The sequence below is a fragment of the Brevibacterium sp. GP-SGM9 genome (assembly GCF_047300845.1).
In the GTDB taxonomy this organism is placed as follows: domain Bacteria; phylum Actinomycetota; class Actinomycetes; order Actinomycetales; family Brevibacteriaceae; genus Brevibacterium.
The window spans coordinates 3,806,751-3,820,118 of record NZ_CP178563.1 but is presented as its reverse complement, the minus strand read 5'-3'; the positions used below and the strand labels follow the sequence as shown (position 1 = coordinate 3,820,118).

The 13,368-nt window shown below is 66.1% G+C and carries 15 protein-coding genes; all 15 read right to left on the bottom strand.

The genetic code is table 11. The features are described 5' to 3' along the window. Window positions 1-48: 48 nt before the first annotated feature. Window positions 49-1,074, bottom strand: coding sequence for a tyrosine recombinase XerC (locus ACH82I_RS17115; protein WP_413334343.1), 1,026 nt, complete (start codon window positions 1,072-1,074; stop codon window positions 49-51). Window positions 1,075-1,102: 28 nt separating this feature from the next. Continuing rightward, a complete protein-coding gene (gene dprA, locus ACH82I_RS17110) occupies window positions 1,103-2,458 on the bottom strand; it encodes a DNA-processing protein DprA (RefSeq protein WP_413334341.1) in 1,356 nt (451 codons plus the stop codon). Continuing rightward, window positions 2,455-4,005, bottom strand: a complete 1,551-nt coding sequence (locus ACH82I_RS17105) for a YifB family Mg chelatase-like AAA ATPase (protein ID WP_413334339.1) — start codon at window positions 4,003-4,005, stop codon at window positions 2,455-2,457. The genes dprA and ACH82I_RS17105 overlap by 4 nt, the downstream gene beginning before the upstream one ends. Beyond that, a complete protein-coding gene (locus tag ACH82I_RS17100; protein WP_413334338.1) occupies window positions 4,002-4,400 on the bottom strand; it encodes a YraN family protein in 399 nt (132 codons plus the stop codon). The genes ACH82I_RS17105 and ACH82I_RS17100 overlap by 4 nt, the downstream gene beginning before the upstream one ends. Before the next feature lie 211 nt (window positions 4,401-4,611). Further along, complete coding sequence (locus ACH82I_RS17095) at window positions 4,612-4,929, bottom strand: DUF2469 domain-containing protein (RefSeq protein ID WP_230745066.1); 318 nt, start codon at window positions 4,927-4,929, stop codon at window positions 4,612-4,614. Further along, a complete protein-coding gene (locus ACH82I_RS17090) occupies window positions 4,926-5,657 on the bottom strand; it encodes a ribonuclease HII (RefSeq protein WP_413334336.1) in 732 nt (243 codons plus the stop codon). Before ACH82I_RS17090 ends, ACH82I_RS17095 begins: the two co-directional genes overlap by 4 nt. Continuing rightward, window positions 5,657-6,361 (bottom strand): signal peptidase I, encoded by a 705-nt coding sequence (gene lepB / locus ACH82I_RS17085; RefSeq protein ID WP_230745064.1) that lies wholly within the window; start codon window positions 6,359-6,361, stop codon window positions 5,657-5,659. Before lepB (ACH82I_RS17085) ends, ACH82I_RS17090 begins: the two co-directional genes overlap by 1 nt. A gap of 131 nt (window positions 6,362-6,492) precedes the next feature. After that, the gene (lepB, locus tag ACH82I_RS17080; protein ID WP_230745063.1) at window positions 6,493-7,116 is read right to left on the bottom strand and encodes a signal peptidase I; all 624 of its coding nucleotides are present in this window, start codon (window positions 7,114-7,116) and stop codon (window positions 6,493-6,495) included. Between the two features lie 33 nt (window positions 7,117-7,149). Beyond that, on the bottom strand, window positions 7,150-7,491 hold the full coding sequence (gene rplS / locus ACH82I_RS17075; RefSeq protein WP_230745062.1) for a 50S ribosomal protein L19: 342 nt from the start codon (window positions 7,489-7,491) through the stop codon (window positions 7,150-7,152). 175 nt (window positions 7,492-7,666) lie between these two features. Beyond that, a complete protein-coding gene (gene trmD / locus ACH82I_RS17070) occupies window positions 7,667-8,428 on the bottom strand; it encodes a tRNA (guanosine(37)-N1)-methyltransferase TrmD (RefSeq protein ID WP_230745190.1) in 762 nt (253 codons plus the stop codon). A gap of 77 nt (window positions 8,429-8,505) precedes the next feature. After that, window positions 8,506-9,006 carry a ribosome maturation factor RimM gene (gene rimM / locus ACH82I_RS17065; protein ID WP_230745061.1) on the bottom strand — a complete coding sequence of 167 codons (501 nt, stop codon included), beginning with the start codon at window positions 9,004-9,006 and terminating at the stop codon, window positions 8,506-8,508. 157 nt (window positions 9,007-9,163) lie between these two features. Continuing rightward, entirely contained in the window at window positions 9,164-9,394 is a 231-nt protein-coding gene (locus ACH82I_RS17060) for an RNA-binding protein (protein WP_230745060.1), read from the bottom strand. A gap of 1 nt (window position 9,395) precedes the next feature. After that, on the bottom strand, window positions 9,396-9,839 hold the full coding sequence (rpsP, locus tag ACH82I_RS17055; RefSeq protein ID WP_230745059.1) for a 30S ribosomal protein S16: 444 nt from the start codon (window positions 9,837-9,839) through the stop codon (window positions 9,396-9,398). Window positions 9,840-10,091: 252 nt separating this feature from the next. After that, complete coding sequence (gene ffh, locus ACH82I_RS17050; protein WP_413334333.1) at window positions 10,092-11,699, bottom strand: signal recognition particle protein; 1,608 nt, start codon at window positions 11,697-11,699, stop codon at window positions 10,092-10,094. 278 nt (window positions 11,700-11,977) lie between these two features. Then, window positions 11,978-13,198, bottom strand: a complete 1,221-nt coding sequence (locus tag ACH82I_RS17045) for an ammonium transporter (protein WP_413334331.1) — start codon at window positions 13,196-13,198, stop codon at window positions 11,978-11,980. Window positions 13,199-13,368 lie beyond the last annotated feature (170 nt).

Here is a 13,368-nt window from a genome sequence, read left to right as displayed (position 1 = left end):
GCAATAGTCCGGGCCCTTCTTGAGCTATGACTCGGCCCGGCAGCGAGATCAGGCCCGGGGGTGGGCCTGCCGGTAGGTCTCCTGGAGTCGCTGCATGGAGACGTGCGTATAGATCTGAGTGCTGGACATGGTCGAGTGTCCGAGCAGCTCCTGGATCTGGCGGAGGTCGGCTCCGCGATCGAGCATGTGCGTGGCCGCCGAGTGGCGGAGTCCGTGCGGGCCGATGTCCGGGGCGCTGGGGTCGTTCGCCCCGTAGTGATGGACGAGCTCTCTGACCTGACGGGCCCCGATTCGCCCACCACGTAAGCCGAGGAACAGGGCGTCACCGCTGTTCGCCGAGGCGAAGGTCTCGCGCACACTCAACCAGGCGCTGAGCGCCTGCCGGGCCGGGATGCCGAAGGGCACCCGCCGTTCCTTGTTGCCCTTGCCGAGCACGGTGATCATCGACGCGCGCTGATCGATGTCCGCACGGTCGAGTCCGGTCAGCTCCGAGACACGCACCGCCGTGGCATAGAGCAGTTCGAGGATCGCTGCGTCGCGGAGACCTTTGGCGATCTCGACAGGATCGGGTTCGCCGGCTGGTCCCGAGTCGCCGTCGACCGCGTCGGAATTGTCTTGACCGCGAGCGCCGTCATTCGCGGAATCGGAGGATCGCGCGGAGCCGCCGGTTCCGGCCCGTGCGCGAGAGCCGGCGGTGATGAGGTCGGCCGCCTGCTGGGGCTTGAGCACGGTCGGCAGGCGAGAGTCCTTCTTGGGTGTACGCAGACGGGCGGCCGGATTGCTCTTCAGACCGAGCTGGTCGACCCCGTAGGAGAAGAAGGATTTGATGGCGGCGATCTTGCGGGCCACCGTCGACTTCGCTGCTCCGGCATCGTCGAGGGCGATGAGCCAGGAGCGCAGATCATTCAGCCCGATGGAGCTGACATCGATTTCGGTCTTCGCCGAGGTGGTGTGGTCGAAGAAGTCGGAGACATCGGAGACATAGGCCCGCGAGGTGTGTTCGGACACGCCACGCGCCCGGAGGTGGTCGGCATAGCCGGACACCACTTCGGCGACGGTCGACGATGTGCTCATTCCCCCAGGTTACGCGCTCTCCCTCGCCTCATGTCCGAGGTCGCAGCTTCACCCACCCGGTGTCGCGACGGGTCGCGAGTCCGAGCAGTTCGAGGGCGGCGAGCGCCGAGAGGACCCCCGGCACCGTCAGCCCTGCTCTGGCCGCGACGGTGCCCACGTCCAGGGATTTCGTCGTCGACAGGACGTTGAGGCAGATCTTCTCCCCCTCACCGAGGTCATCGAGCGGGCCGCTGACAGCACCCGTTCCGGCGTGTTCCGCGTCCACCCCGCCCGCGGCCGCTGAGCCGAAGAATGACGAGGTGTCGAACAGAGCCGGGGCTCCGTCGTCGAGGAGGGCGATGACGTCGTCGCTGCTGGTCACGAGTTCGGCTTCGTGGTTCCGGATGAGGCGGTGGGTCCCGGTCGAGGATGCGGAGTAGACGGAGCCGGGAAAGGCGGCGACCTCGCGTGAGAGCTCGAGCGCATGCCGGGCCGTGTTGAGCGCTCCGCTGCGCCATCCTGCTTCGACGATGACCGTGGCCTGCGCAGAGGCGGCGATGAGGCGATTGCGCAGCAGAAACCGGTGACGCATCGGAGTCATGCCGGGTGCGGTCTCGGACACGATGGCTCCGGTCTCGAGGATCTGCTGGAACAGTTCAGTGTTCGCCGCCGGGTAGAACCGGTCGACTCCCCCAGCCATGAAAGCGATCGTCGGCGCTTCGCGGGCGATCGCGGCCCGGTGAGCGGCCGCGTCGATGCCGAAGGCGCCCCCGGAGACCACGGTGATGGCTCTCGCGGCGAGGTCCCATGCCAGGTCAGAAGCACATTTGGTGCCGTAGTTGCTCGCCGCACGGGCTCCGACGATGGCGATGGCCCGGGTGAGAGCCCGATCCAATCGCGCCGTCCCCCGCACCCACAGTCCCAGGGGCGCCGCCGGTCCGAGTTCCGACAGCGCTGCCGGCCACTCCTCGTCACCGGGGATGACGAGCCGACCGCCGAGGAGGTCGATGGCCTCGAGATCACGTGATCCGGCCCCATCGGCACCGCGAACGGCCCAGCGGTCGATCGCCTCGCTCAGCTGTCCGCCGCCGGACACCTCATCGACGAGTGTCCTCAGGCCGCCCACCGCCTCGGCGGATGAGGTTGCCCCTGCCGCCACGGCGAGGACGATCTCAAGGACCGCCACCGGCCCGATCGCCTCGACGAATCCTTTCAGGAGGCCGTCGCCGGGTTCCCCGATCCGCAGCAGCGCCGCCACCGCGGCACGCATCTCGTCGCTTCCTGCCCCGGCCCCGTCGTCCGGGTGCGCACCGTCATTCGGGTGCGCCTTGTCGTCCGGGTGCGCCCCGCCGTCCGGGTGCGCTCCGCCGCCCGGGTGCACCTCATCGTGCGCGTGTTCGTTCATGTCTCCTGCGTCCTCAATGCCAGTGCCATCCTGATCTTGTCCGGGCTCGGCCCCTCGCCCCCGTCGAGGTCGGACAGTGTGGTCGCGACCCTCAGCACCCGGTCGTAGCCGCGCATGGTGATCCGTCCGGTGTCCAGGGCCCGGTCGAGATCGGCCAGAGCACTCGGTCGCATCGCGAAGTGCTCGCGCAGCCATGCCCCGGGTGCACCGGAGTTGAGTGTCCATGCACAGTCGACGTAGCGGTCGGCCTGCCGTCTGCGGGCGATCGTGACCCTGGCGGCCACGGTGACACTGTCCTCCTGCTCCCCGCCGAGGCGGAGGTCCGCCGGGGAGACCGGAAAGAGCTCGAGCTGCAGGTCGACCCGGTCGAGCAGCGGTCCGGAGAGTCGGTTGCGGTAGCGCCGTTTATCCATCGGCGTGCAGCGGCAGGTGACCTGAGTCCCCGGCATTCCCGCCCCGCACGGGCAGGGGTTCGCGGCCATGACCAGCTGAAACGAGGACGGCAGCACCATCGAACCCCAGGCCCGGTGGATGTGCACCTGCCGCGCCTCCATGGGCTGGCGCAGGGCCTCGAGGACGTCCCGGGAGAACTCGGGCGCCTCGTCCATGAACAGCACCCCGCGATGGGCCTTGGACAGGATCCCCACGGTCCCGGGCTTGCGACCCCCGATCAGAGCCGAGGCGGTGCTGCGATGGTGGGGTGCCTCGAACGGTGGCCGGTGGTCGAGTCCCTGACTGCCGTCGAGCTCTCCCCGCAGGGATCGCACCGCGGCCACCTCGACGGCCTCGGCATCATCGAGCGGCGGCAGGATCCCCGGCAGGCACTGCGCCAACAGAGTCTTGCCGGCGCCCGGGGTGCCGCGCATGAGGAGGTTGTGCCCGCCCGCGGCGGCGACTTCGAGGCCGAAGCGAGCCTCGGCTTGGCCCTGCACCTCGGCGAGGTCATGGAGTTCGGGCGGATTGGCCACGGGCCTGTCGACCTCGACCACCGGCGGCAGCGACGGCACCTCGAGGTCGCCGCCGTAGAGGTTGACCAGTTCGGCCAGCGAGGCCACGGCTTGGATCCGCGCACCTGCGAGCAGGGCGGCCTCCGGGGCGTTTCCGATGGGGACGACGAAGTGGTCGAAGCCCGAGTGAAGACCGGCATGCAGGCTCGGCAGGACTCCGCTGACCGGGCGGATCCGCCCGTCGAGTCCGAGCTCACCGCAATGGATGACGCCCTCGGTGCTCTCATTCGTGATGACCCGTTGGGCTTTGAGCACGGCCACGGCAATGCCCAGATCGAAGCCGGTGCCGATCTTCGGCACGGTTCCGGGGGTGAGGTTGATCGTCAGATGCTGGGTGGCGACGGGAACTCCCAGATAGGCCAGAGCCGCACGCAGCCGTTTGCGCGACTCGCTGACCGAGGCGTCGGGCAGGCCGACGATGTCGATGCCGGGCAGACCCGCGCTCATGCAGGCTTCGATGGATACGATCTTTCCCGTCAGACCCCACAGCGCCACCGCCGAGGCACGTCCGATGACATTGAGGACCGGCTCCTCGCTCATGAGTCGACCTGGATGTTCGGGCAATGGTCATAGATGGGTGCGGGTTCCATCACGATGCCGAGCGCATCGATGCGAGTAGATCGGTAGTACGCCGGCTGCTGGCTCAGCCAGATCCCGGAGAGCCTGCGCAGACGAACGACCTTGTCCCGGGTCACGGCCTCCAGAGGTGAGCCGAGTGCCGCTGTGCGGCGGGTCTTGACCTCGACGAAGACGATCGTCTCTCCGTCACGGGCGATGATGTCGATCTCTCCCTGTGGGCAGCGGAAATTCCGCGTGACGACGACCATTCCCGCCCGCTCGAGATAGTCGGCGGCGAGGTCCTCACCGATTCGCCCGAGTGCTTGCTTGCGCATCCCGCGTTCGGTGCGGCCGCGGCCCGACACTGTTCGTCCCATACCGCCAAGGTCAGCATGGTCATTGAAAGCCGGACAAGAGCGGGGAATCGGCCTGTGGACAGTGCTTCTGCCTCCACAGGCCGATCACGCGCAAGTCGGATGGGTCTCCACAGGTACCCGGTGTGCGAGTGGGTCGACAGTCGAAACGATCGCGTGAATGTACCCGCTCTATCGACGGAGCACCGCGGACCTATCCCTGGTCCGCACCCGTTCAGCCCCGGATCGACGAGGGAGGTTCGAGGTCGCTCTTGGCGATCTCCTCGATGTTGACGTCCTTGAAGCTGAGCACGTGCACGGTCTTGATGAACCGCGCGGACCGGTAGCTGTCCCACACCCAGGCGTCACGCAGGGTGAGCTCGAAGTACACGTCACCGGCATCGTTGTGGGCCTTGAGGTCGACGTGATTGGCCAGGTAGAAGCGTCGCTCCGTCTCGACGACATAGGCGAACAGGCCCACCACGTCGCGGTACTCCTTGTAGAGCTGGAGTTCCAGCTGAGCTTCGTAGTCATCGAGATCATCGGTGCTCATGACGACTCCTCCTTCGCTTCTTCGACCGCCTGCAGGCGGAAACTTCTCCGGTGGTGGATGCTGGGGCCGAACTCGGCGATGCCGGCCCGGTGCGCTTTGGTCCCGTATCCCACATTCGACTCCCAACCATAGTGGGGGTGCGCCTCGGCGAGGGCGATCATCTCCTCATCTCGGTCCACCTTCGCCACGATACTCGCCGCGGCGATGACGGGGACAGAACCGTCACCTTTGATCACGGTGCGCACTTTCGGCAGTTCGAGCTCGGCGCAAGGGCCGAATATCCCCAGGCAATCGAGCGTAAGTGGGGCCGAGAGCCAGTCGTGTTTTCCGTCGAGGAGGACGAGTGTCCCCTCGGGATAGACTTCGCCCACGCCCAGTTCCGCGAGCATCGTCAGCAGCGCCCGACGCCCGGCGAGGTTGAGCGCCATCGTCATGCCCAGCTGGTCGATCTCGCTCGGGCTCGTCGAACCCACGGTCGCCGCCTGCGCCCAGGAACGCACCCGATTCGTCGCGGCCCGACGTGAGAGTGCACTCAGCTGCTTCGAATCATGGATCCCCGCAGGCACCTCGGCGCCGGTGACACTGCCTAGGTCGAAGTAGGCGACGCCGACGCTGACGGGTCCGGCCAGCGCACCCCTGCCGACCTCATCGACGCCGATGACGCCGGTGAAGCCCTCGGCGAGGAGACTGCGTTCGAGACCGAGGTCGGTGAGTCCGCGTGCACTCATCAGTCGCCGGTGATTCCCTCGGGTTCGGGGACGCCGGCGAAGACGTCCTCGGGGTTGGACACCCAGCCGAAGTGCTTGAACGGCCAGTTGATGAGGAAGACGGTGCCGACGAGGTCGTCTTCTGAGACGAAGGGGTCGGTGTCTTCGTGGTAGCGGGAGTCGGCCGAGTTGCTCCGATTGTCGCCCATCACCCAGTAGTGGCCTTCAGGCACGGTGACGGAGAACTCCATCTCCGAGGGGGCCATTCCCTCATCGAGGTAGGTCTCGTCGATCGGTTTGCCGTTGACCATCAGGCGGCCTTCGGCATCACAGCATTCGACCTTGTCCCCGCCGACGCCGATGACGCGTTTGATCAGCTGATTGCCGGCGTCGGAGGGTGCCAGTCCGATGAACTCGAGAAAGGGGTTGGGCTGGTATTCGGAGGTTTCGGCGGCCGAGAGCCAGTTGTCGGGGTCATCGAAGACGATGATGTCACCGCGGTTGGCCGGTCCGAAGCGCGGGGCGAGCTGGTTGACGAGCACGCGGTCGTCGATCTGCAGGGTGGTCTCCATCGAGCCCGAGGGAATGTAGAACGACCGGACCACCCAGGTCTTCAGCGCCGTCGAGATGAGGATGGCGATGACGATGATCGCGAGAGTCTCGAGCAGACCGCGGAAGAACTTCTTCGAGGCGGGTGGCGGGGAAGCTTCGGTTTCGGCTGACATTCGTTCGCTTTCGCATCGGACCATGGGTACCGCAGTGGGACTGAAATGAGCGTACCAGCACCCGTTCCGGGCCGCGCTCAGGCGCCGATCATCGCTCCCGCCGAGGCGGGAGCGCCGACCCGGCGCCGAGCTCAGTCGACGGAGGACCCGTGTCCGATCACGGGGCCGACCACTCGGTCGAGGGGGATGAACCCGCCGCCGGGGCGCCCGAGGAGGGCGCGGGAGTCGGTGGAGTCGTTGCGGTTGTCGCCCATCACCCACATGGTGTCGGCGGGAACCTCGATGGCGAATTCGACCTTCGAGGCCGGCACCGGGGCGTAGTCCTCGCTCAGGGGTTCGCCGTTGAGGAGCAGGTGCCCCTCGGCATCGCAGCACTGCAGGGTGTCACCGCCGAGCGCGATGACCCGTTTGACGTAGTAGACGTCGCGCGGGCCGAGCCCGACCCACGATCCCATCTTCTGCAGCGGGGTCGGCAGGGCGTCGTCGACGAAGGATCCGCGACCGTCGAAGACGACGATGTCTCCGCGGTCGATCTTCTGCCCCAGCGCATCGGGACGCCACACGGTGATCGAATCGCCGACCTTCAGGGTCGGCTGCATCGAGGCGCTCGGAATGGTGAAGCGCTGGATGACGAAGCCGCGGACGGAGCCTCCGAGGATGACGATGACCACGGCGATGATGCCGATCGTCTTCCAGAACCGGGCCGAGTACAGAAAACGCGACCCGAAGGTCGCGTTCTCATGTCTGTCCGGCACAGTGTGATCATCGCCCACAGTGCCTGGCAAGTATCAGGCCTTTTCGCGGATGCGAGCAGCCTTGCCGCGCAGTTCGCGCAGGTAGTAGAGCTTCGCACGGCGGACATCGCCGCGAGAGAGGACCTCGATCTTCTCGACGATGGGCGAGTGCACCGGGAAGGTGCGCTCGACTCCGACGCCGAAGCTGATCTTACGGGCGGTGAAGGTCTCGCGGACTCCGTCGCCCTGGCGGCGGATGACGATTCCCTTGAACACCTGGATACGCGAGCGGCTGCCCTCGATCACGCGGACGTGAACGTTGAGGGTGTCTCCGGCGCGGAATTCGGGGACGTCGGTCTTCAGCGAGGCTGCATCGACAACATCGAGCTTCTGCATTGTGGTTTCTCCTGTGGCCCCTGCTTCAGGTCGAGGACACGCATATCGGACCGGTCGAACCGGTGACTGGATCGTCTGTCGGGATTGCTCCCCGGAACCCGCCGACACAGACATCGGCGAATCGCTGTGGGCACCCATCCCCCTGAAGCAGGTGGATGCCAACAAACGCGACGGTCTATTCTGGCACGGCGGGGCCCTCGGATTCAAACCGCTCGAGGACCGTCAGGTCGTGCTTGTCGAGGTCCGAGAGCTTCGCCAGCAGATCGGGCCTGACCTCGGCGGTGCGTTCGAGACGTCGGTCACGTCGCCATCGGGCGATCGCCCCATGATTGCCGCCGAGGAGGATCTCCGGCACATCACGACCGCGCCAGGAGGCGGGTTTGGTATAGATCGGGTATTCGAGGAGGCCGTCCTCGTGACTCTCCTCGGTCAGCGATTCGGGGTTGCCGATGACCCCGGGGATGAGGCGGCTGATAGCCTCGATCATCACCATCGAGGCGACCTCTCCCCCGTTGAGGACGTAGTCGCCGATGCTCATCGGGCGCAGGTCGAAGTGCTCCCCGGCCCAGTCGATGACCCGCTGGTCGATGCCTTCGTAGCGTCCGCAGGCGAAGACCAGGTGATCGGCCTGGGCGAGGTCCTCGGCGATGCGCTGGTCGAACACCGGTCCCGCGGGGCTGGGCACGATGAGGATCGGTTTGGTGCCCTCCGCGCTGTCGCCGAGGATGTGCTCGAGCGCGAGAGCCCAGGGTTCGGCCTTCATCACCATTCCGGCGCCGCCGCCGTAGGGCGAGTCGTCGACGGTGTTGTGGCGGTCGAAGGTGAAGTCGCGCAGGTCGTGGACGTTGAGTCCGAGCAGTCCCTGGTCGACGGCCTTGCCGATGAGGGAGAGCCTGAGGCCCGAGAGGTACTCCGGGAAGATCGAGACGACGTCGATGGCCGTCCTCGGCGAGGTCGGGAGCACCGGCTCGTCCGAGCGACTCGGCGCGGCTTCGTTCACGCTGCCGTCCTCACTCATTCGGCGTCGAGGAGTCCGGCCGGAGGGGTGATGGTGATCCGTCCGCCCTCGATATCGACCTCGGGCACGATGGCCGTGACGAAGGGGATGAGCACCTCGTGACCTTGGACATGCTTGAGGTGAAGGAGGTCCTGGGCGACGCCGTTGGTGACGTCGACGATCTCGCCGACCTTCTCTTCATCCGCGAAGACGCTCAGCCCGATGAGGTCGTCGAGGTACCACGCGTCCTCGTCGTCTTCCTCGGTCTCCTGCTCGGCGAGGATGAGCGTATTGCGGATCTCCTCGGCACGGTTGCGATCGGGCACCTCGGCGAAGGCCAGAAGCAGTCGATCACGATGCCACCGCGCCGACTTCAGTGTCAGCGTCCCGATGTCCGGGTCTGTGGCGAAGGTGCTGCCGGGGGTGAGCCGTTCATCGGGCCGATCGGTGCGCACCTCGACGGTGAACTCACCTTTGATTCCGTGCGGCTTGCCCAGCCTGGCGAGAACCGTGTCCATTCTGCTCCTTTTCACCCGATTTCGTTCATCCCTCAGTCTAATCGCAGTCGTCGCCGCCTCTGTCCGCGAGAGCTCGGAGGAGCGAGCACTCCTGGAGGTGAATATGAGAGAGGGGGCGCGGCGTTCGTACGCCGCGCCCCCTCTCGCAATAAAGGTGTTACGCCTCGATGAGGTCCACTCGCACCGACTCGCGTCCGGCCAGTGAGTTCATCACGGTGCGCAGGGCCTTGGCGGTCCTGCCAGCACGACCGATGACACGACCGAGGTCGTCGGGATGAACCCGCACCTCGAGAGTCGTCCCGCGCTGTGACGAGCGGGAGCGAACGCCGACATCGTCGGGATGATCGACGATGCCGCGGACCAGGTGTTCGAGCGAATCAGCCAACATGTCAGGCTTCAGCACTCTCTTCGGCGGCGGCCTCGGGAGCAGCCTCCTCGGCGGGAGCCTCAGCAGCAGGAGCCTCGGCCTTGTCGCCGCCCTTCTTGGTGATCGCTTCCTTGATCACGGAACCGGCGCTGGGAGCCACGTAGGCTTCCTTCTCCGGCTGCGGCTTCACGGTGTTGACCGCTTCACCAACACCCGTGAACTTCTGCCAGTCACCGGTGAGCTTGAGCAGGGCACGCACCTGATCGCTGGGCTGAGCACCGACGGAGAGCCAGTACTGAGCGCGCTCGGAATCGATCTCGATGACCGAGGGGTTGCGAGTCGGGTGGTAGATGCCGATCTGCTCGATGGCCTTGCCATCGCGACGGGTGCGCGAATCAGCGACGACGACGCGGTAGAAGGGTGCACGGATCTTGCCCATGCGGGTCAGACGAATTTTGACTGCCACTTTAGTGGTGTCTCCTTTGGTAATTTCTTTGCACAGTGGTTCCAACAGAATCGTGGGGTTGACCTGCCGGAGGCTGTGACTCGGACAATCACAATCGGCGCGGATGAGAGGGCCCGGACCGGTTGCAAAAGTACAAGAGCCAATTGTGCCAGACGGCTCTGCATCTCGCCAATTGCCAGGCGAATCAACTCCGAATCAACGCCGAACCGACGCCAGGACGACGTCGGCCCGAACGCCCGAGCCCGCCCGGTCCTACTTCTTGCCGCCGGGGAACATTCCGCCGAAGCCCTTCGGCAGGTTCGTCGGATCGAATTCCTCGTCCTTGCCCAGATCGACCCCGCCGAAGGCCGAGCCGACCGGGTCCTTGGTCTTGCCGTCCTTCTTGTCCTGAAGGGCCTGAGCCTCCTGTGCGCGCTTGGCCGGATTGCCGGACTTGCCGCCCTTGCGACCCTTCTTCGCCCCGGCCTTCTTCTTCCGGTTGGCGCCACCGCCGGGCATGCCGCCCATTCCCGGCATGGCAGGCATCCCGCCGCCACCGCCCATCCCGGGCATGCCGCCGCCGCGGGTCATTCCGCGCATCATCTTCTGGGCCTGGGTGAAGCGCTCCATGAGCTGGTTGACGGCCGTGACCGTGGTGCCGGCACCCTTGGCGATGCGCGCACGCCGGGAGCCGTTGAGGATCTTCGGGTTCGTCCGCTCGGCGGGCGTCATCGATCTCACGATCGCCTCGACCCGGTCGACCTCGCGTTCGTCGAAGTTCTCCAGCTGGTCCTTGTACTGACTCATGCCGGGCATCATGCCCAGCATCTTCTTCATCGAGCCCATCTTCTTCAGGCCCGACATCTGCGTCAGGAAGTCATTGAGATCGAAGTCCTCACCGGCTTCGACCTTCTTCTGGAGCTTCGCCGTCTCCTTCTCGTCGAAGTTCTTCTCGGCCTGCTCGATGAGGGTGAGGATGTCACCCATGTCGAGGATCCGGTCGGCCATCCGGTCGGGATGGAACTGCTCGAAGTCCTTCATCGACTCACCGGTCGAGGCGAACATGATCGGCTTGCCGGTCACCTCGGCGACGGAGAGCGCGGCACCGCCGCGAGAATCACCATCGAGCTTGGAGAGCACGACACCGGTGAAGTCGACGCCTTCGAGGAAGGCCTCCGCGGTCTTCACCGCGTCCTGACCGATCATCGCATCGATGACGAACAGTACCTCGTCCGGGTTGACAGCCGTTCGGATGTCCGCAGCCTGCTGCATGAGCTCTTCGTCGATGCCGAGGCGACCGGCGGTGTCGACGATGACGACATCGTGGAGCTTCGACTTCGCGACCTCGAGCGATTCGGTGGCGACCTGCACGGGGTTGCCCACACCGTTGCCCGGCTCCGGTGCGTAGACGAAGGCGCCGGCACGTTCGCCGACGATCTGGAGCTGGTTGACCGCGTTCGGTCGCTGGAGGTCGGCGGCAACGAGCATCGGCCGGTGACCCTCGGACTTGAGCCAGTGGGCGAGCTTGCCGGCCAGGGTGGTCTTACCGGCACCCTGCAGGCCGGCGAGCATGATCACCGTCGGGGGACGCTTGGCGAAGGTCAGACGCCGGGTCTGCCCGCCGAGGATGCCGACGAGTTCGTCATTGACGATCTTGACGACCTGCTGGCCGGGGTTGAGCGCACCGGAGACCTCTTCGGACAGCGCGCGTTCGCGGATGCGGCCGGTGAAGGCGCGGACCACAGGCAGCGCGACGTCGGCGTCGAGGAGGGCGCGCCGGATCTCGCGGATGGTGGCATCCACATCGGCTTCGGACAGCCGGCCCTTGCCGCGCAGGTTCTTGAAGGTCGCGGTGAGCCTGTCGGAGAGAGAGTTGAACACGTACAAGCCTTCTTCACGATGAATTGGTCGACTCTCTAGACTAGCAACCCATCCGGGCTCGGCCGAAACCGAAGCGGCTGGGAATCCCCGGACATGACCGATCGCCTCGGCGGGGTGTCTGCTTCACCCGCACCGAGGCGATCGATGAGTACGCTCACGCACTCCCCCACACCGAGGCGGCCGGCGAGACCGACCGGCCCCCTAGTGGGAGTTCCGGGGCCGGGGCCGCCCCGGTGCCGGGTCCGCGAGGACCGAGCGAACCGGGAGCGGCCGCGGCGTCAGTTGAACGAATAGGCCTGCTCGGCGTGTTCGATGTTGTCGATCCCGTCGAGTTCGTCCCGGTGGTCGATGCGCAGACCCATCGTCTTGCGCAGCGCCAGGGCGATGACAAGTGTCACGAGTCCCGCGAACACGAGGGCCACGAGGCAGGCGAGGATCTGCGCGATGAGCAGCTCGAACCCGCCGCCGTAGAAGAGACCGGCCGGGCTCTCCTCGTTCGGGAAGGCGAAGAACCCGATCATCACGGTGCCGATGACACCGGCGACGAGGTGGACGGCGACGACATCGAGGGCATCGTCATAGCGCAGGCGGTTCTTCGCCTCGACGGCGAAGAGCGCTCCGGCTCCGGCGGCGATGCCGATGAGGATCGCCGCATAGGGGTCGACGCTGGCGCAGGCCGGGGTGATCGCGACCAGGCCGGCGATGAGGCCCGAGACGCTGCCGATGCTGCTCGGTCGTGAGGAGCGGATCCGCTCGATCATGATCCAGGTGATCATGCCGGCGGCCGGGGCGACGAGGGTGTTGATCCAGATCAGCCCGCCCTGTTCGATCGTGGACGCGGCACCGCCGTTGAATCCGAACCAGCCGAACCACAGCAGCGCGGCACCGAGCACCGTGATGGGAATGTTGTGGGGCTTGTGCGGTGTCGAGAAACGCGCCCGGCGTCCCATCACGACGACGAGGACGAGCGCGGAGACTCCGGCGTTGATGTGGACCACGGTGCCGCCCGCGAAGTCGATGGCCGGGCCGAACAGGCTGCCGATCGCACCGTCGGCGGTGAGGATGCCGTCGCCCCAGACCATGAAGGCCAGCGGGCAGTAGACCAGCGTCACCCACAGGGCCGAGAAGACCAGCCAGGTGGAGAACTTCGCACGGTCGGCCACGGCGCCGGCGATGAGGGCGATGGCGATCATGGCAAAGGTCGAACCGTATCCGATGGAGATGAGGGAGTCGGGTTCGTTCGCCACCGCGCCGGTCAGACCCAGCTGCTCCAGCGGGTTGCCGACGATTCCGCCGATCGACTCACCCGAGCTCAGTCCGTAGCCGTAGAGGACCCAGACGAGTCCGCCGACGGCCATCGCCGAGAAGACCATCATCATCATGTTGATGCTCGAAGTGATTCGAGTCATCCCACCGTAGAAGAAGGCGACACCGGGGGTCATGAGCAGCACCAGACCCGCGGCGACCATCATCCATACATTCACTGCATCGAGTTCCATGTCGTCTCTTTCGTGTCTCTGGCGATTCCATGTCGAATCGCACAGAGACAGTGTCCATGACGGATGTCACAGCAGTGAGTCGCCCATGTTTCAGGAATGTGTCGCGGCTCTCACACGAGCCCGAAGTCCGGCGCCGAGGCGGTGCGGAGTCCCCCGCCGAGGCTGCGCAC